A 17,187-nucleotide genomic window follows, 5' to 3' on the forward strand; every position below is an offset into this window, starting at 1 on the left:
GAACGACGACTACGCCTCGAACGCCACGCCCTTCTCCGGCACCACGATCTTGGTCTTGGCTTTCGTCACCTGCCTGATGAAGTCGTCCGCGTTCGGAGCGAGCAGCCCGAACGTCGCGTAATGGCAGGGAACGACCGTCTCCAGATCGAGGAAATTGTTAACCGCATAGGCCGCCGTGCGCGCGCCCATGGTGAAGCGGTCGCCGATCGGCACGAAGCCGATCTTCGGCTGGTACAGTTCCTGGATCAGCTTCATGTCGCTGAACAGGCCGGTATCGCCGAGATGGTAGACGGTCGGTTGCCCTGGAGCCTCAACGATGATGCCGTTCGGATGGCCGAGCTGGGCGAAGACGCCGTTCACGAGTTCGCCCGACGAATGGAAGGCCTGGACGAGCGTGACCGTGAAACCCGGGAGCTGGATCGAGCCGCCGGTGTTCATCGGCTCGACCTTCTCGACACCCTGCCCGTTCAGCCAGCTCACCACCTCGAAGCTGGAGACGAGCGTTGCGCCGGTCTGCTTGGCAATCTGAACCGTATCCCCGACATGGTCGCCATGGCCGTGCGTCAGCAGGATATGCGTCACGCCGCGCGTGACCTCGTTCATGTCGCCCCTGTAGCCGGAGCCGGTGATGAAGGGATCTAACAGGATGCCGACCTCGCCGAACTCGAGCTTGAACGCCGAATGGCCGTACCAGGTAATGCGCATCGAACTCTCCCGCTGGACTCGGGCGACAAGCTAGCGGCCGGAAAGCATTGGTCAACGGTCGGCGGCGTGGCGGATGGGTTTGGCGCGTGCTACTTCCGGCCGATGCCCGCCCCCATCCTGACGCTCGACGCCCTCGCGCCGCTTCTGCCGCCCCGCGCATCCTTGTTCGGCCTCGATCTCGGGACGAAGACGATCGGCATCGCGGTCTCGGACGACGGCCGCCGTGTCTCGACGCCGCTGAAGACGCTCTCGAAGACGAAATTCGGCAAGGATGCGGAGACGCTTCTCGCGCTTGCCGCCGAACGCAAGATCGCGGCTTTCGTTCTTGGCCTGCCGATCAACATGGACGGCAGCGAAGGCCCGCGCGCCCAGGCGACACGCGCCTTCGCCCGCAATCTGTCGAACGTCACCGACCTGCCGATCGTTTTCTGGGACGAAAGGCTTTCGACGACGGCCGCCGAACGCCTGTTGATCGAGCAGGACATGAGCCGCGCCCGACGTGCCGAGGTGATCGACGCGCATGCCGCGAGCTTCATCCTTCAGGGAGCGCTCGACCGGCTGCGGGTTATGACGGCTTAGGTGCCGTCGTCCTCTGGCTTGACCGGAGGACCCATTGGGCGCTGTAGGATGGATCCTCCGGTCGAGCCGGAGGATGACGATTGAATGCGACTGCTGTCCGGTCTGACAGCCTGAGGCTACCAGCCGCCGGACTGAGCGGAATACCCCCCTCGCGGAGGTGACATCGGCCGGTCGCGATATGTCGGCGTCACACGGCGACCGCCGCAATACTCCGCCTCGGGATTGCAATTGTTGTAGTAATTGTCGATCGCGGCCGCACCGGCCTCGCCGGCGAAATCTCCACGACGCCAATCCGGACGGCCGTGCCCGTTCCAACCCGGCCGGTTCCAACTCGGTCCGTTGTTCCAGCCGGGGCCGTTATGGCCGCCGCCATGGGATGACGTGCCGACCGGCTGCGCCGAGACGGCGCCGGCAAGACCAGCGGCCAGAACGAGGCCGATCCCGATGGTTCGAACGAGGTGCATGTCGTCTCCAAGGCGCTGTGCGCGCATCGGAATCTACCGCATCGCGCCTCGTTCTCTGAGCCGAAGCGCTCCAAACCTGCGGTCGTGGTTAAGCCGGGCTATGCGCGAACAATAAAAAAGGGACGCCCGAAGGCGTCCCTTTCCACCATCCCGTGGTGAGCTGCGATCACCAGTAGGGATGGCCGTAACCGTAGTAACGCCGCGGCGCGTAGTAGTACGGGCCGGGAGCGTAATAGGAGTTGTAGTAGACCCGGCGACGCGGGCCGCAATAATCATAATACGGGTCGCAATAGCCGCGGCCGTAGTAATATGGACTGCTGGCGATTGCCGCGCCGGCTGCGAGAGCGCCGAGACCGAGGCCGATGCCGATACCCGGGCCCCAACCGCGGCCACCACGGTAGCCACGATAATAGCCACGACGGCCACCGCGCCAGCGCACGTCGGTCAGAGTGGCGTCGCTCGTCGTCGCAGCTGCTGGCGAAATCGATTTGGCGCCGCCTGTGATCGGAGCGGCATTGGCAACACCCGTCGTTGCGGCAACGGAAAGCGCCACGGCGGCGATCAAGGCTTTGGTACCGGAAACTCTGAACATAGTCTGATCCTCCTGAACGGATCGCCAGCCGACGCAGTCAGCCCTTTACCCTGAATAACGTCCCTGGCTTGCGGACGGTTCCGACTCCCCATATGAGATCGCCTTCGGATGACCGCCACGGCCCCGACTTCACAATTTGCTCACCGGCACTTGCTCGGCATAGAGGGGCTATCGCCCTTCGAGATGACGGCATTGCTCGACATGGCCGACGAGGCCGTCGAGCTCAATCGTCAGGTCGAAAAGAGGCGCACCACCCTCACCGGCCGCACCCAGATCAACCTGTTCTTCGAGAATTCGACGCGGACGCAGTCCTCGTTCGAGATCGCGGGCAAACGGCTTGGCGCCGACGTCATGAACATGGCGGTCGGCTCGTCCTCGATCAAAAAGGGCGAGACGCTTCTCGACACCGCCGCGACGCTGAACGCGATGCATCCCGATTTGATCGTGGTCCGCCATCACGCGGCCGGCGCGGTGCATCTCCTCGCCCGCAAGGTCGACTGCTCGGTCGTTAATGCCGGCGACGGCGCGCACGAGCATCCGACCCAGGCGCTGCTCGACGGCCTCACCATCCGCCGCAACAAGGGCCGCATTCAGGGCCTGATCGTCGCGATCTGCGGCGACGTCCTGCACAGCCGCGTCGCGCGCTCAAACATAATCCTGTTGCAGGCGCTCGGCGCACGGGTCCGGGTGATCGGCCCGTCCACGCTCCTTCCGCGCGGCATCGACCGCTTCGGCGTCGAGGTCTTCCGCGACATGCGCGAGGGCCTGAAGGATGCCGACATCGTCATGATGCTGCGGCTGCAGCTCGAGCGGATGAACGGTTCCTTCGTGCCGTCGGTGCGCGAATATTTCCACTTCTACGGCCTCGATGCCGAGAAGCTGTCCTGGGCCAAGCCCGACGCGCTCGTCATGCATCCCGGGCCGATGAACCGCGGCGTCGAGATCGACTCCGCAGTGGCGGACGGCGCACAGAGCCTGATCCGCGAACAGGTCGAGATGGGCGTCGCCGTGCGCATGGCCGTGCTCGAGGCCCTCGCCCGCAACCTGCCGAACCGGTGATGCGATGACGAGCCGCCCTCTCCTCATCGCCAACGCGACACTGGTCGATCCCGTCGCGGGATCGGAAGCGCGCGGTTCGCTGCTCATCAAGGATGGCCTGATCGCCGACCTCGGGCCGAACCTGAACACCGCTCCGGACGGCGCCGAGACGCTCGACGCACGCGGCAAGGTCCTCGCCCCCGGCCTCGTCGACGCCCGCGCCTTTCTCGGCGAGCCGGGCTCCGAGCATCGCGAGAGCATCGCCTCGGGTAGCCAGGCGGCCGCCGCCGGCGGCGTCACCACCGTCGTCTGCACGCCCGAGACCAATCCGGCCATCGACGACCCCGCGATCGTCGACTACCTGATCCGCCGCGCCCGCGACACGGCCGTCGTCAACGTCCATACCGCCGCCGCCATCACCAAGGGCCTGCGGGGCGAGGAGATGACGGAAATCGGGCTTCTGAAACAGGCCGGCGCGGTTTGCTTTACCGACGGCGCGAAGACCATTTCCAACGCCCGTGTCTTCCTCCGCGCGCTGACTTATGCCCGCGATTACGGCGCGCTGATCGTCCATCACACCGAGGATCCGAACCTCGCCGGCAATGGCGTGATGAATTCCGGCGAATATGCGAGCCGGCTCGGCCTCGGCGGCCGCCCGATCGAGGCGGAAACGATCGTCCTCGAACGCGATGCCCGCCTCGTCCGCATGACCGGCAGCCGCTATCACGCGGCGATCATCACCAATCGCGACTCGCTGGAGATCGCCCGCCGCGCCAAGGACCAGGGCCTGCCCTTCTCCTGCGGCACCTCGATCAACCATCTGTCGTTCAACGAGACCGACATCGGCGACTACCGCACCTATTTCAAACTCGCGCCGCCGCTCCGGAGCGAGGAAGAGCGCCTCGCGCTCGCGGAAGCGCTCGCCGACGGCCTGATCGACATCGTCGTCTCCGACCACAATCCGCAGGACGTTGAGCAGAAGCGCCAGCCCTTCGCCGAAGCCGGCGACGGCGCGCTCGGCATCGAGACGATGCTCTCGGCGGGGCTCCGCCTCGTCCATGCCGGCCATCTCGGCCTGCCGAAACTCTTCCGCGCGATGTCGACGCGCCCCGCCGAGCTTCTCGGCCTGCCGGGCGGACGCCTCGAGAAAGGCCAGCCGGCCGACCTCGTCCTGTTCGATCCCGACGAACCCTGGGTGCTCGACAAGAAGACGCTGCGCTCGAAATCGAAGAACACGCCGTTCGACGAAGCCCGCCTTCAGGGCCGAGTTTTCAGAACCTTTGTTGCCGGTAAAACGGTCTACGAATACGCTTAGCCTCCTGCATCACCGGTGCTGACCGTGCAAGACCTGTTCACGACGACAACCCTTCTCGCCCTCGCCTTCGGCTATCTCCTCGGCTCGATCCCGTTCGGCTTCCTGCTGACGAAGGCGGCCGGCATGGGCGACATCCGCGCCATCGGCTCGCACAATATCGGCGCCACCAACGTGCTCCGCACCGGAAGGAAGGACCTCGCCGCGGCGACGCTCCTCGCCGACGCCCTGAAAGGCACGGCCGCCGTCCTGATCGCCTGGCAATGGGGCCCGTACGCCGCGATCGCCTCCGGCCTCGGAGCGATCCTCGGCCACATGTTCCCGGTCTGGCTCGGCTTCAAGGGCGGCAAGGGCGTCGCGACCTATATCGGCGTCCTCCTCGGCCTCGCCTGGCCGGCGGCGCTGATCTTCGGCCTCATCTGGATCGCGGTGGCCTGGCTGACGAAATACTCGTCTCTGTCGGCGCTGATCGCCAGCGGCGCGACCCCATTGGTACTCTGGGCGCTCGGCCAGCCGGATTTCGCATCGCTTTTCCTTCTTCTGACGGCGCTCGTCTGGATAAAGCATCACGCGAACATCAGCCGGCTTCTCGCTGGTACCGAAACAAAAATCGGCGCGAAGAAAGCCGCCGTCACGGACCATTGAGGTGCACGCGCCATCGGCAAAGCACCTGACCGATGCGCAACGCCTGTCATGGCTCCGCCTGATCCGGTCGGAGAACGTCGGGCCGAGAACCTTCCGTAATCTGCTGAACTATCACGGCGGAGCCGCAGCCGCGCTGGACGCGCTGCCGGATCTCGCCCGTCGCGGAGGGGCGCTGATCAGCCCGAAAATCTGCTCCGTTTCCGATGCCGAACGGGAGATCGCGGGCATCGAGAAGCTCGGCGGACGCCTGATCGCGCTCGGCGAGCCGGAATATCCTTCCGCCCTGGCAGCGGCCGACGGTGCGCCACCCATCCTCAGCGTGATCGGCAACCTCGAATGCCTGTCCCGGCCGATGGTCGCGATCGTCGGCGCGCGCAATGCTTCCGCTGCCGGCCGATCCTTCGCGGCGAGGATCGCACGGGAGCTCGGCGATGCCGGCTTCACCATCAGCTCGGGCCTCGCGCGCGGCATCGACGCATCGGCACATGAGGCCTCGCTCTCCACCGGCACGGTCGCGGCATTGGCCGGCGGGCTCGACAGGATCTATCCGCCGGAGAACGTCCCGCTCCTCGCCCGCATCGTCGAAAATAGCGGTGCCGGCCTGACCGAGATGCCGCTCGGCTGGGAACCGCGCGCACAGGATTTCCCGAGACGCAATAGGATCATAGCCGGTCTTGCGATGGGCGTGGTGATCGTAGAGGCGGCCTTGCGGTCGGGCTCGCTGATCACCGCGCGTCTTGCAGCGGAACTCGGCCGCGAGGTCATGGCCGCGCCCGGATCGCCGCTCGATCCGCGATGCGAGGGCTCGAACAAATTGCTGCGCGATGGCGCGACCCTGATCGCAAGCTCGGAACACGTCATCGAAGCGCTGTCCGGAATGCTCGGCCGCAATCTCCCGCCGGCCGCCCTGCCCGTTCTCGCCGAGCCCGAACACGACATGCCCCCGCCAGTTCCCAATGGCGAGGTCCGCGCGCGTGTCGAGGAACTGCTGGGTCCATCCCCGGCCGCGGTGGACGACCTGATCAGGATGTCAGGCGCACCGGCGCGGCTCGTTCACCTGATTTTGCTGGAGCTGGAACTCGCCGGACGCCTCGATCGACATGCCGGCGGACGGGTCAGTTTGATCGACCGGCTATAGGATCGTCGGCGAGGATGTTCTCCTCGGCCTCCGCCCTCGCCATCTCGAACAGGTGAGCCACGACGTCGAGACCGGCGCGATGCGCCAAGGATGACAGTTCGCTGGATATGTCTGCGAGATAACGCGCGGTCGCGGCCCGTGACGTATCATCCTCAAAGCCGTCGCGCGCCATGAATGCTCCCGTTATTCGCCGCCTGTGCTTTTGTAGAATCGGCCGCGCTCACGACGATGTTACCGAATCTACCAATGATTGCAATGTGCAACCTGTGCACAACCTATGTTGGGCGGTGCAATAAGAACGTTATGGCAGCATGGTCGCCAGGATGATCACAACTGATCATCGATCCAGGCTCGAGCCTCCTGCCGGTATTCCCACCGGCCGCCCCTGAAGCGACAGAAGATGTCGCCGAGCGCGGAGTAGCCGGTCGTCCCATCGATCAGGCGAACGGACAGAAGCGGCATGTAGCGATGCCACAGGCCATCGCGTGGCGGCTCCCGAAAGCCAAAGCCGAACCGAAGCTGAAAACGCGGGCGAGAGATCGGGAAATCGAGAAGTGCCACGTTTGCGCCATATTTATTAATGGCGAATCATTATCATGCGGGAAGCCGCTCAACAATTGCAGCGCGAGTTGCGCACAACATCACGCGCCGTGTGTGCTGATTTTAGAGCTGGCAGAGGGTGGGTCGGCGGTGGCCAGCGGTGGAGCAAACGTCCACGTCAAACAGTGATCTTGCCTCTGGAGACTTCCATTTCTCAGATCGACCTTCCCGGCTGTCCGGGACAGGTTCTTGGCGAGCCTCCCTACCGAACATCACCGCTGTTGGCGTCAATTGGCTGGCTGGCTTCGACTCGAGATCAAAGTCATCGCACGAATACCCGCCGCCGACTGATTTGTGGGATCGGCATCTTCTGAGCGCCGCGCCGCCCTTGGCTCCTGGAGCTCGCGGCAGCGTTAAATTCCCGCGTCAGAAAACGCCCATGAGGAACAGCACTAGGCCGGTGAGAATGAGCGAGATCAAGATCGACCCGCCGCATCCCAGCTTGTTCGAGAAGAAGAAGAACATCAGCCTTCAGCCGCTATTACGGTAGAATGGAGCGCGGGACGGGAAAGTAGTAGATCGGCACGAAGCTATTTCTAGCTGTAGCCAGATTTCAGTGGAAATCGTAGGTCCGCCTTCCAACCCATGAATCAGTGTCCGGGTCGGACGGAAATTCACACCTAACCCTTTGAAAGGATTGGTGGGCGCACTAGGGCTCGAACCTAGGACCCGCTGATTAAGAGTCAGCTGCTCTACCAACTGAGCTATGCGCCCGCCTGTGCGAACCGAAGTTTCGCGCGGGCCGTGGAGGTAGCAGACCCGAATTGCAGTGTCCATACCGCCGGTCACAAAATATCGTCGCGATTTGGCTCAACGCTCGATCGCGACGATCTCGACTTCCCCCTCGCCTACCACGGCGACATCGCCGACGCTCTTGCCCATCAGCGCGCGCGCCAGAGGCGAGACGTAGGAGATCGAACCCTTGGCGACATCGGCCTCGTCCTCTCCGACGATGCGGAATGTCTGGTGCCGGCCGTCATCGCGGTTGAACGTGACCTTGTCGCCGAACGCGACGACGTCCGGAGCCGCCGTCCGCTCGACGAGTTGCGCGCTGGCACGACGGACCGAATAGTAGCGAAGGTCACGCGCGGCCCTGGCCATCGGAGTGCGATCGACGTCGATCTGACCCGCCTGCTGCGCCTCTGCATATGCCGCGCGCGCGGCGGCTAGGGCCTCATCGAGCTGCTTGAGCCCGGCCGGCGTAACGAGATTCGGATGAGGAGATATGGGGCGGTCGGGCAGATGCGCGGCAACCGCTTCCAGATCCTCTTCCCGGGTGAATGCAACACTCATGACGATCCTCTCATATTAGATCGTCATGCCGCATCCACCCGGCAAGTAGGTGTTCATACGGGGTCGCTTTCCTCGAATACTTCTTCGCGCTTCTTGGCGATCGCCGGAAGGAAGACGATCACGAGAGCGATCGCAGACAGCATGAGCAGGATCGCGCTGATCGGCCGCTCGGCGAAGTTGACGAAGATCGTCGGATCGCCGCGCGAAATGATCATGGCGCGCCTGAGATGCTCCTCCAGCAGGGGGCCGAGGACGAAGCCGAGCAGGAGCGGCGCCGGCTCGCAATCGAGCTTGAGCAGCACCCAGCCCAGCGCGCCGAACAGCGCGATCGCATAGAGGTCGAACGGGTTCGAGTTGACGGACCAGACGCCGATCGAGGCGAACGCCAGGATCGCCGGAAAGAGCGCGCGGTAGGGAATCCTCAGCAGGCGGACCCAGATGCCGATCAGCGGCAGATTGAGGATCACCAGCATCAGATTGCCGACCCACATCGAGGCGATGACGCCCCAGAACAGCTCCGGCTGCTCTCGGGAGACATTCGGTCCCGGGACGATGCCCTGAATGATCATCGCGCCGATCATCAGCGCCATGACGGGGTTGGCCGGGATGCCGAGCGTCAGCATTGGAATGAACGAGGTCTGCGCACCCGCATTGTTGGCCGATTCAGGCGCCGCAACGCCCTCGATCGCGCCCTTGCCGAACTTCTCGGGATGCTTCGAGATGCGCTTCTCGATCGTGTAGGCCGCGAAGGATGACAGGATCGCGCCGCCACCCGGCAGGATGCCGAGCGCGGACCCGATGAAGGTGCCGCGAAGCACCGGCGCGATCATGCGCCGTAAATCATCCCGCGTCGGCATCAGCCCGGCGACCTTGGCGATGATCGGCTCGCGCGTATGCTCGGTCTCCATATTGCGCAGAATCTCGGCGACGCCGAAGACGCCCGCCGCCACCGCGACGAAGTTGATGCCGTCGGCGAGTTCGAGCTGGTCGAGCGTGAAGCGCGGCGTGCCGGTGTAGATGTCGGTGCCGACGACCCCGAGCAGGAGGCCGAGCACGATCATCGCGATCGCCTTCAGGACCGAGCCGTGCGCGAGCGCGACAGAGGAGACGAGGCCGAGCACGACGAGCGAGAAATATTCCGGCGGGCCGAATTCGAGCGCGATCGTGGTCAGCGGCGGCGCGAACAGCGCGATCAGGAAGGTCGCGACCGTACCGGCAAAGAACGAGCCTATGGCCGCGGCCGCAAGCGCCGGCCCTGCCCTGCCCTGTCTCGCCATCTGATAGCCGTCGACGGAGGTCACCGCCGACGAGCTTTCACCCGGCATGTTGATCAGGATCGCGGTGGTCGAGCCGCCGTACTGCGCGCCGTAATAGATGCCCGCGAGCATGATGAGCGCGGGCGTCGGTTCGAGCGCGAAGGTGATCGGCAGCAGCATCGCCGTGGTCGCCGTCGGTCCGAGGCCCGGCAGCACGCCGACGAGCGTTCCAAGCAGGACGCCGATGAAGCAGTAGAGCAGGTTTTCTGGGGCGAACGCGGTGGAGAGGCCGAGCGCCAGATTTGCAAGAAGATCCATGGCGTCAGAACCTCACCCAGGGGCCGAACAATTGCATCGGGAGGCCGAGCCCCCAATAGAAGACGCCCGCGCAAAACAGCGTGAGAATCACCGCCAGAACGAAGGCGAAGATCGGCCCGGTCTGACGACTGGCGAAAGCCGAACTGAAACCGACCAGGAAGACGGCCGGGATGAGGCCGAGGCCGCGAACGCCGTAACCGAAGATGACGGTCGCCGGGAGGATGAGAAGCAGCGCGCGCCACGGCACGCCGCCGAGAGGCGAATCGACCTCGCCGAACGAGCGGAAGGCGATGATCAGGCCGAGCAGGATGAGGATACCGCAGAGCACCATCGGGAAATAACCCGGCCCCATGCGGAACGCCGTACCGAGCGGCAGGTCCTTGCCGCCATAGGCGAACAGGAGGCCGATGACGATGAATAGGAGACCGCAGATAAGGTCCTTGCGATTGAGGGTCACGACCGCCCCCCGATCGGCGCGTGCGCGTCCATCTGCCAGGTTTCGAGATCCCAGTGATTGTTGAAGACGTCGTAGTGGACACGCGCCGTGTAGTTCACACGCTCACGGCCCTCGCCGGCCTTGCGGTCGAACCACGACTCCACCTCGTGGGTGCAGCCGCTGAGATAATGGGTCATTGAAGATTCCATCCAGGGGAAGTCGGGCTCGTCTTCCTTCACGAGCACCATCTGCTCGGTCGTGAAGCGCTTGGCGATCATGAAGGCGGTGTCGCCGCTCGTGCATTTGTTTTCGCGCGCGATCGCGATCGGCAGGAATGCGAACAGACCGAGCGTGAGCAGCGGATAGATCAGCCGCACTGCAATCGATTTCGAGCGAAAGGTCATGGCTAAAGCGAACCGGCCCGCACGAGGCGGGCCGGTCCTTTCTCAGCTTTAGTCGGCGTACTGGCCGGCTGCCTGGATGACCGGGCGCCACCGCGCGATTTCCGATTCCAGCTTGGCTTTCAGAGCCTCCGGTGTTGCTTCCGCAGTCGTCGAGGGAGCCGTGCCGAGCGAAGCGAAGCGCTCCTTCACGTTCGGATCAGCCAACGCCTTCTGGAGAGCGGCGGTCAGCTTGTCGAGCGCCTCCTTCGGCGTGCCCTTCGGGGCGTAGATGCCGTGCCAGATACCGACCTGGAAGCCGGGCAGACCGCCTTCCTCGGCGGTCGGGACATCCGGCAGCGGGGCAAGGCGCTTCGCGGTCGTCGTCGCGTAGGCCTTGATCTTGCCCTCCTTGATCTGGTTCGTCGTGTTGGTCGTCTGGTCGCACATGAAGTCGACCTGACCGCCCATGAGGTCGGTGAGCGCCGGACCGGTGCCCTTGTAGGGAACGGTCGTCAGCGGTGTCTGGATCGCGCTCATGAAGAGCATGCCGCAGAGATGCGAGGCGGCGCCGATGCCGGCATTGGCATAGGTCACCTTGTCCTTGTTGGCCTTCACGTAGTCGATCAGGCCCTTGAGGTCCTTCGGCTCGAAGGTCGGACGGGCGACGATGACCATCGGCACGTCGGTGACGAGGCCGACATAGTCGAACGCGCCCAGCGTGTCATAGGCGAGCTTGCGGTAGAGCGAGGCGGAGGTCGCCATGCCGATATGGTGCAGGAGCAGCGTGTAGCCGTCCGGATCGGCCTTGGCGACGCGGCCCGCGCCGAGCGTGCCGCCGGCGCCGCCGACATTGTCGACGACGATCTGCTGGCCGAGCTCGCGGCTCATGGCTTCGGCGAGGATTCGGGTGACCGTATCGGTCGGACCACCAGCCGAGAACGGCACGACGACCGTGATGGCGCGTTCCGGATAAGCGGCGAAGGCGGGGGTTGCGAGGAGTGCGGCGGCGCCAAGCGCTGCAGCGAGAAGCTTACGCATATTATTGTTCCTTCCCAGGCTGGACGATCTTTCAGCCTCGCGGCTGCCGTGTCCTGTGCGAAGTAATCATGAGCGAAAATCGGTTGGGAGCAAGCCCTTGCTGCAACCGGGCAAGTTTCTTTATCCAAGCAGCATGGGCACGTCGACTAAAGAATAAATTTGGGAGAATGGACATGAACATCACACGACGCAGCTTCAACGCCGGCCTCGCGGCCGTGGCAGGCGGGAGCCTTGCCGGTCTAGGCCCCGCGCATGCAGCCGGCCCTTCGATCGAGATGATCGCGGCGGCGGGCCCCGGCGGCGGCTACGACACGCTGGCCCGTACCGTCCAGCAGATCGCGCAGGGCCAGAAAACGGTCTCGAGCGCGCAGGTCCTCAACGTGCCCGGCGCGGGCGGCACGGTCGGCCTCGCCCAGTTCGTCAACGCCAAGAAGCCGAACGGAATGCTGACGGTCGGGCTCGGCATGGTCGGCGCGGTGATCCTCAACAAGGCTCCTGTCACGCTCGACCAGGTGACACCCCTGGCCCGTCTCCAGGGCGAGTACCAGCCGCTCGTCGTATCGGCGCAGTCCGACATCAAGACGCTCGACGACCTGGTCAAGAAGTACAAGGACAATCCGGGTTCGGTGAGCTGGGGCGGATTCGGCCTCGGCAGTCCGGATCACCTCGTCAGCGCCCTCGTCGTCAAGGCGGTCGGCGGCGACGTGACCAAGATGAACTACATCGTGGTCGGCGCCGGCGGCGAGATGCTGCCGTTCGTGATTTCGAACAAGGTCACGGTCGCGACGGGCGGTTACGCCGAGTTCGCCGACCACATCAAGAGCGGCAAGCTGCGCGCGATCGGCATGTCCTCGCCGCAGCGACTGGCGGGCATCGACGTCCCGACCTTCAAGGAACAGGGCGTCGACGCGGAGCTCGTGAACTGGCGCGGCCTCGTCGCCTCGCCGGGTATCGACGCGGCCAAGCTCGAAGAGCTCGACGGTGTCATCGCCAAGGTCGCCAAGAGCGATGAATGGGCGAAGGCCTGCAAGGACCGCGGCTGGGAGAATCTCCATATGCCGGCCGCCGAGTTCAAGACCTTCCTCGACACCGAGAAGACCCGCGTCGCATCGCTGCTGAAGGAACTCGGTCTCGCAAGCTGAGTGAATCGCGTGTTCCGGGACGGCGAAGCCGGGCCCGGAACCCATAGCCCCCGGTGTCAATGATTGAGCCGAGGCGCTGCGGAGTATGTGTCCCCGGCTCCGCTTTCGCGGCCCCGGGACACATCACGCATCGCCGTCATCCTCCCTCTGATCAACTCCTAGCCCGCAATTCGGCCTGCGAGCGTGCGATGATCCCGGGATAGCGCTTGCCCGGATACCAGGGCGTGGTCGCGACCTGATCGAAGCCGGGAATCGTCTCCATGTGCTGCACCATGCGGCGGCGCATGGCGGCATCCGGCAGCGGCCCTTTGAGCGCTCCGATGTTCTCGGCGGCATGGGCGGGGTTCGCGGTCGAGCTCAGCGCGCAGGTGACGTTCGGGTTCGAGATCACCCATTTCAGGAAGAACTGGGCCCAGTTCTCCGCGCCGAACTCCCGCGCGAAATCCGGCACCGGCCGCCCCTCGACCAGCTTGAACAGCCTCGCCTTCTCGAACGGCAGATTGGTCAGGACGGCGACACCGCGATGGGCCGCCGCCGGAATGATCCGGTCTTCGGCCGCGCGGTTGGCGATCGAGTAATTGACCTGGACGAAATCGAGCGGCGCCTTGCCGATCCAGTCGACGAGGATCGAGTGATACGGATTTTCGAAATGGGTGATCCCGACATAGCGGACCCTGCCCTCCTTCTTCCAGCTGTTGAGCAGCGGCACGATGAAGTCGACATTCACCAGACTGTGGCATTGCATGAGGTCGAACCGCTCCCGCCACAGCCGCGTCTGCGACTGCTGGAGGCTCGCCAGCGCATGGCTCTGGTCGGCGAGGAATTCGCCGGTCGCCCAGATCTTGTTGGCGATGAAAGCCTGGTCATTGATGCCGAGATCGGTCGCGAAATCGCCGACGGTGTTCTCGCTCGTTCCGTAAAGCGGCGAGGTGTCGATCATCCGGGCGCCGCCGTCCCAATAGGTACGGATGACCTCCCGAAGATGGTCGCGCTTTTCGCCAGGAAGCACGTCGAAGGTCAGGAACGTGCCGAGGCCAAGCGCGGGGATCGTTTCGTTGGTGCGGCCGATCGTGCGGCGGATGATGCCGTCACTGGCGGCCGGGGCGGTCTGGCTGAAAGCCGGGACGATACCGGGCATCGCCGCCGCAAGGCCGAGGCCGAGCGCGCCCTTGAAGATGTCGCGGCGGCTCGCTGTCGTCGGGTAAGTCATGATTAGCTCCATCGAGCGGCAATCCCGCTCCCATGGCGCCAAACTGCCTGCGCGCGGAAGATCGCGCGCTCCCGATCCTGACCGCGTTTGTCGGATCCTCGCGGAAATCACGCATGGATTTGTAACGAAATCTGTCAGGCCGGCCTGCTGGCGATCCTCGCTACAAAAAATCCGGCACACGCACGCCTGTCGATAGTAGTTCGGGCAATAAGCAGGAGCACATCCGATGCGTGTCCGCAGGCTCGATCCCCTACCCCGCGACTGGCAGAATTTCGCCTGGGCGGGCGGCAGCTTCGATACCGCCCGCCGGCCCTATACCGACGTCGTGGAAGGCACGATCCGGACTCCGGATCACATCCTGATCGCCACCCTGAGCGGCGGAGCGGAGAGGATCGAGGTCGAGACGGATTGCGGCCACCTTTATTCAGGCCCCGACCGCGCGGGCTCGGTCTCGTTCATTCCCGCTAATTCGGAGCGCCGGATGCGGATGCGCGGCGTGGACATGCGCTGGGCTTCGATCGCGTTCGATCCCGACACGGGAGACAACGAGGAGAGGTTCGACTTCGCGCCGTTCACCCATGCCGAGGACTCGTTCCTGTTCGGTCTCGTGCAGGAATTCGCCCGGCTGCATACGGCCGGCGGAGTGCTCTCCACTCTCTATTGCGAGACGATGACGGACGCGCTGCGGAGCTATATGGGCTGCCGTTATGGCCGGCCGGCATCCGCCCCTGCCCGGCCATGGGCGCTGGCGCCGTGGCGCCTCCGGCGCATCGCCGAGTTCGTCGACGCGCATCTGGAACGCGACATACGGATCGCGGAATTGGCTCAGGAGATCGGTCTGTCCGCCGGGCATCTCCATCGCGCCTTCCGTGAAACGACAGGCGCGACGCCGCTCGATTTCATCACCCGCCGAAGGATCGAACGGGCGATGCGGATATTGTCGACGGAGAAGGTGTCGGTGCTCGATCTGTCGCTGCGCGTCGGCTTCCAGAGCGTCAGCCATTTCACGCGGACGTTCCGGCGGATCAGCGGCGTCAATCCGTCCCGGTTTCGCGGCGATCTTTAGGCCCGAGCCAGACGCTCGGTCCCGTTGACGCTGTCACGGAGCGTCTCGATGAGTTCGGCCGCTTCTTGCAGGATGCTGATCAGATCGCTCTCCGGCACATCTTCAATATCGTCGGCGTAGAAACGCAGACGGAAAAGAATGTCGGGCCGCTTGATTTCATATTCCATCGAATCCCTCACGACTTTCGCGAAGACACGACTTGGAGCGCGCGATCCGCTCCGATTACTGGCCACGATAAGCTTCTGAGATAACCCGGCACTGTAATCGGCGGAAAACGACAGTCAATCGGGGTTGCAACTGATTTCGATCACTACTTTGTCATGAAAAAAGCCGCCCCGAAGGGCGGCTCTCATTTCCGTGCAGCCTGCGCACGAGATCAGGCCATCATGACCTGGGCGCCAACCGTGTTGCGCTTGATCATCAGCTTGTTGAGGCCGGCCACATAGGCGCGGGCGGACGCGACGAGTGTATCCGGGTCCGCGGCACGGCCGGTAACGGTCTTGCCGTTCTCGGTGAGACGGACCGAAACCTCGGCCTGGGCGTCGGTGCCCTCGGTCACGGCGTGGACCTGATAGAGCTCCAACACCGCTTCGTTCGGAACGAGCGTCTTGATCGAGTTGAAGATCGCATCGACCGGGCCGTTGCCGGTTTCCTGCACCGTCTTGTGCTCGCCGTCGATATCGAGCGTCACCGTCGACTGGGCGCCGAGCGTGCCGGCGATCACCGTCAGCGACAGCACCTTGATACGGTCGTCGGCCAGCGCGATCTCCTGATCGACCAGCGCCTCGATGTCCTCGTCGTAGACGTGCTTCTTGCGGTCGGCCAATGCCTTGAACTGGTTGAAGGCGTCCTCGAACGCGTTCTCGCCCAGTTGGTAGCCGAGATCCTTCAGCTTGGTGCGGAAGGCGGCGCGGCCGGAATGCTTGCCCATCACCAGCGAGGTCTTGGTCACGCCCACCGATTCCGGCGTCATGATCTCGTAGGTCTGCGCGTTCTTCAGCATGCCGTCCTGATGGATGCCGCTCTCGTGCGCGAAGGCGTTCCGGCCGACGATGGCCTTGTTGTACTGGACCGGGAACGAGGTGACGGCCGAGACCAGCTTGGAAGCGCGGGTCAGCATGGTGGCGTCGATGTCGGTCGAATACGGCAGCACGTCGCGACGGGTGCGGAGCGCCATCACGACCTCCTCCAGCGCGGCATTGCCGGCACGCTCGCCGAGGCCATTGATCGTGCATTCGATCTGCCGCGCGCCACCGGCGACGCCGGCCAGCGAATTCGCGACGGCCAGACCCAGATCGTCATGGCAATGGGTCGAGAAGATCGCCTGATCGGCGTTCGGTACCTTCTCGATCATGGTCCGGAACATGTGGGCGTATTCGTCCGGGGTCGAATAGCCGACCGTGTCCGGCAGGTTGATCGTGGTCGCGCCGGCCTTGATGGCGGTCTCGACGCAGCGCGCCAGGTAATCCAGCGGAGTGCGGGTCGCATCCATCGCCGACCACTCGACGTCCTCGACGAGATTGCGCGCCTGCGCGACCGTCGCGGCGATGATCTCGATCACCTGCTCCTGCGTCTTGCGCATCTGGTGTTCCAGATGGATCGGCGAGGTCGACACAAAAGTGTGGATGCGGCCGCGCTGGGCGAGACGCACGGCCTCGCCGGCACGGGCGATGTCACCGGGAATGGCGCGGGCCAGACCCGCGATGACGGCCTTCTTGGCGCGGCGGGCGATCTCCTGCACGCTCTCGAAATCGCCGACGCTGGCGATCGGGAAGCCGGCCTCGATGATGTCGACGCCCATCTCCTCCAGGAGTTCGGCGACTTCGAGCTTCTCCTCGAAGGTCATCGAGGCCCCGGGACACTGCTCGCCGTCGCGCAGGGTGGTGTCGAAGATTACGACGCGGTCGCTTGCGGAATTCGTCATCGGAAACTGCCTTCTGAATTTTTCGCCCGGCCTGGTCAGCGCGGGTTG

General features: G+C 64.4%; 19 protein-coding genes and 1 tRNA gene. 7 read left to right on the forward strand and 13 right to left on the reverse strand.

Annotated elements, in window-relative coordinates:
- Window positions 1-9: 9 nt before the first annotated feature.
- Window positions 10-705 carry a metal-dependent hydrolase gene (locus tag ACFPFW_RS14170; RefSeq protein WP_114957715.1) on the reverse strand — a complete coding sequence of 232 codons (696 nt, stop codon included), beginning with the start codon at window positions 703-705 and terminating at the stop codon, window positions 10-12.
- Window positions 706-807: 102 nt separating this feature from the next.
- Here ACFPFW_RS14170 and ruvX point away from each other — a divergent pair, with 102 nt between their 5' ends.
- Window positions 808-1,284 carry a Holliday junction resolvase RuvX gene (gene ruvX / locus ACFPFW_RS14175; protein ID WP_114957714.1) on the forward strand — a complete coding sequence of 159 codons (477 nt, stop codon included), beginning with the start codon at window positions 808-810 and terminating at the stop codon, window positions 1,282-1,284.
- Between the two features lie 116 nt (window positions 1,285-1,400).
- Here the strand turns inward: ruvX and ACFPFW_RS14180 are convergent, their stop codons facing one another.
- Together ACFPFW_RS14180 and ACFPFW_RS14185 are read right to left on the reverse strand one after the other, a co-directional pair.
- The gene (locus ACFPFW_RS14180) at window positions 1,401-1,748 is read right to left on the reverse strand and encodes a hypothetical protein (RefSeq protein ID WP_114957713.1); all 348 of its coding nucleotides are present in this window, start codon (window positions 1,746-1,748) and stop codon (window positions 1,401-1,403) included.
- 166 nt (window positions 1,749-1,914) lie between these two features.
- The gene (locus ACFPFW_RS14185; RefSeq protein ID WP_114957712.1) at window positions 1,915-2,340 is read right to left on the reverse strand and encodes a BA14K family protein; all 426 of its coding nucleotides are present in this window, start codon (window positions 2,338-2,340) and stop codon (window positions 1,915-1,917) included.
- 108 nt (window positions 2,341-2,448) lie between these two features.
- On the opposite strand from ACFPFW_RS14185, the gene ACFPFW_RS14190 reads away from it, so the two are divergent.
- The 4 genes from ACFPFW_RS14190 to dprA are packed head-to-tail and all read left to right on the forward strand — an operon-like array spanning window position 2,449 to window position 6,473.
- Complete coding sequence (locus ACFPFW_RS14190) at window positions 2,449-3,399, forward strand: aspartate carbamoyltransferase catalytic subunit (protein WP_114957711.1); 951 nt, start codon at window positions 2,449-2,451, stop codon at window positions 3,397-3,399.
- A gap of 4 nt (window positions 3,400-3,403) precedes the next feature.
- Entirely contained in the window at window positions 3,404-4,693 is a 1,290-nt protein-coding gene (locus ACFPFW_RS14195) for a dihydroorotase (protein ID WP_114957710.1), read from the forward strand.
- 18 nt (window positions 4,694-4,711) lie between these two features.
- On the forward strand, window positions 4,712-5,335 hold the full coding sequence (gene plsY / locus ACFPFW_RS14200) for a glycerol-3-phosphate 1-O-acyltransferase PlsY (RefSeq protein ID WP_114957774.1): 624 nt from the start codon (window positions 4,712-4,714) through the stop codon (window positions 5,333-5,335).
- Window position 5,336: 1 nt separating this feature from the next.
- The gene (gene dprA / locus ACFPFW_RS14205; protein ID WP_114957709.1) at window positions 5,337-6,473 is read left to right on the forward strand and encodes a DNA-processing protein DprA; all 1,137 of its coding nucleotides are present in this window, start codon (window positions 5,337-5,339) and stop codon (window positions 6,471-6,473) included.
- Here the strand turns inward: dprA and ACFPFW_RS14210 are convergent.
- The 7 genes from ACFPFW_RS14210 to ACFPFW_RS14240 all read right to left on the reverse strand — a co-directional run bounded on the left by ACFPFW_RS14210 (window position 6,451) and on the right by ACFPFW_RS14240 (window position 11,797).
- Complete coding sequence (locus ACFPFW_RS14210; RefSeq protein WP_114957708.1) at window positions 6,451-6,645, reverse strand: hypothetical protein; 195 nt, start codon at window positions 6,643-6,645, stop codon at window positions 6,451-6,453. The two genes, dprA and ACFPFW_RS14210, sit on opposite strands and share 23 nt — an antisense overlap.
- A 1,066-nt stretch (window positions 6,646-7,711) precedes the next feature.
- Window positions 7,712-7,787 (reverse strand) — tRNA-Lys (locus ACFPFW_RS14215).
- 96 nt (window positions 7,788-7,883) lie between these two features.
- Complete coding sequence (greA, locus tag ACFPFW_RS14220) at window positions 7,884-8,366, reverse strand: transcription elongation factor GreA (protein WP_114957706.1); 483 nt, start codon at window positions 8,364-8,366, stop codon at window positions 7,884-7,886.
- Between the two features lie 53 nt (window positions 8,367-8,419).
- Window positions 8,420-9,940, reverse strand: a complete 1,521-nt coding sequence (locus ACFPFW_RS14225; protein ID WP_114957705.1) for a tripartite tricarboxylate transporter permease — start codon at window positions 9,938-9,940, stop codon at window positions 8,420-8,422.
- 4 nt (window positions 9,941-9,944) lie between these two features.
- Window positions 9,945-10,397: a tripartite tricarboxylate transporter TctB family protein gene (locus ACFPFW_RS14230; RefSeq protein WP_114957704.1), complete on the reverse strand. Its 453-nt coding sequence runs from the start codon at window positions 10,395-10,397 to the stop codon at window positions 9,945-9,947.
- Entirely contained in the window at window positions 10,394-10,780 is a 387-nt protein-coding gene (locus ACFPFW_RS14235; RefSeq protein ID WP_114957703.1) for a hypothetical protein, read from the reverse strand. Before ACFPFW_RS14235 ends, ACFPFW_RS14230 begins: the two co-directional genes overlap by 4 nt.
- A gap of 48 nt (window positions 10,781-10,828) precedes the next feature.
- The gene (locus ACFPFW_RS14240) at window positions 10,829-11,797 is read right to left on the reverse strand and encodes a tripartite tricarboxylate transporter substrate binding protein BugD (protein WP_114957702.1); all 969 of its coding nucleotides are present in this window, start codon (window positions 11,795-11,797) and stop codon (window positions 10,829-10,831) included.
- A gap of 173 nt (window positions 11,798-11,970) precedes the next feature.
- On the opposite strand from ACFPFW_RS14240, the gene ACFPFW_RS14245 reads away from it, so the two are divergent.
- Window positions 11,971-12,939, forward strand: coding sequence for a Bug family tripartite tricarboxylate transporter substrate binding protein (locus ACFPFW_RS14245; protein ID WP_114957701.1), 969 nt, complete (start codon window positions 11,971-11,973; stop codon window positions 12,937-12,939).
- Between the two features lie 151 nt (window positions 12,940-13,090).
- Here the strand turns inward: ACFPFW_RS14245 and ACFPFW_RS14250 are convergent, their stop codons facing one another.
- Window positions 13,091-14,149 carry an aldo/keto reductase gene (locus ACFPFW_RS14250; RefSeq protein ID WP_114957773.1) on the reverse strand — a complete coding sequence of 353 codons (1,059 nt, stop codon included), beginning with the start codon at window positions 14,147-14,149 and terminating at the stop codon, window positions 13,091-13,093.
- Window positions 14,150-14,375: 226 nt separating this feature from the next.
- Here ACFPFW_RS14250 and ACFPFW_RS14255 point away from each other — a divergent pair, with 226 nt between their 5' ends.
- Entirely contained in the window at window positions 14,376-15,215 is an 840-nt protein-coding gene (locus ACFPFW_RS14255; protein ID WP_114957700.1) for a helix-turn-helix transcriptional regulator, read from the forward strand.
- Here the strand turns inward: ACFPFW_RS14255 and ACFPFW_RS14260 are convergent.
- Together ACFPFW_RS14260 and ACFPFW_RS14265 are read right to left on the reverse strand one after the other, a co-directional pair.
- Window positions 15,212-15,382 carry a hypothetical protein gene (locus ACFPFW_RS14260; protein ID WP_162799731.1) on the reverse strand — a complete coding sequence of 57 codons (171 nt, stop codon included), beginning with the start codon at window positions 15,380-15,382 and terminating at the stop codon, window positions 15,212-15,214. The genes ACFPFW_RS14255 and ACFPFW_RS14260 overlap by 4 nt on opposite strands.
- 209 nt (window positions 15,383-15,591) lie before the next feature.
- Window positions 15,592-17,139: a 2-isopropylmalate synthase gene (locus ACFPFW_RS14265; RefSeq protein WP_114957699.1), complete on the reverse strand. Its 1,548-nt coding sequence runs from the start codon at window positions 17,137-17,139 to the stop codon at window positions 15,592-15,594.
- Between the last annotated feature and the right edge of the window lie 48 nt (window positions 17,140-17,187).

It is taken from the genome of Flaviflagellibacter deserti, from assembly GCF_042652085.1.
Taxonomy (GTDB): Bacteria; Pseudomonadota; Alphaproteobacteria; order Rhizobiales; family Methylopilaceae; genus Flaviflagellibacter; species Flaviflagellibacter deserti.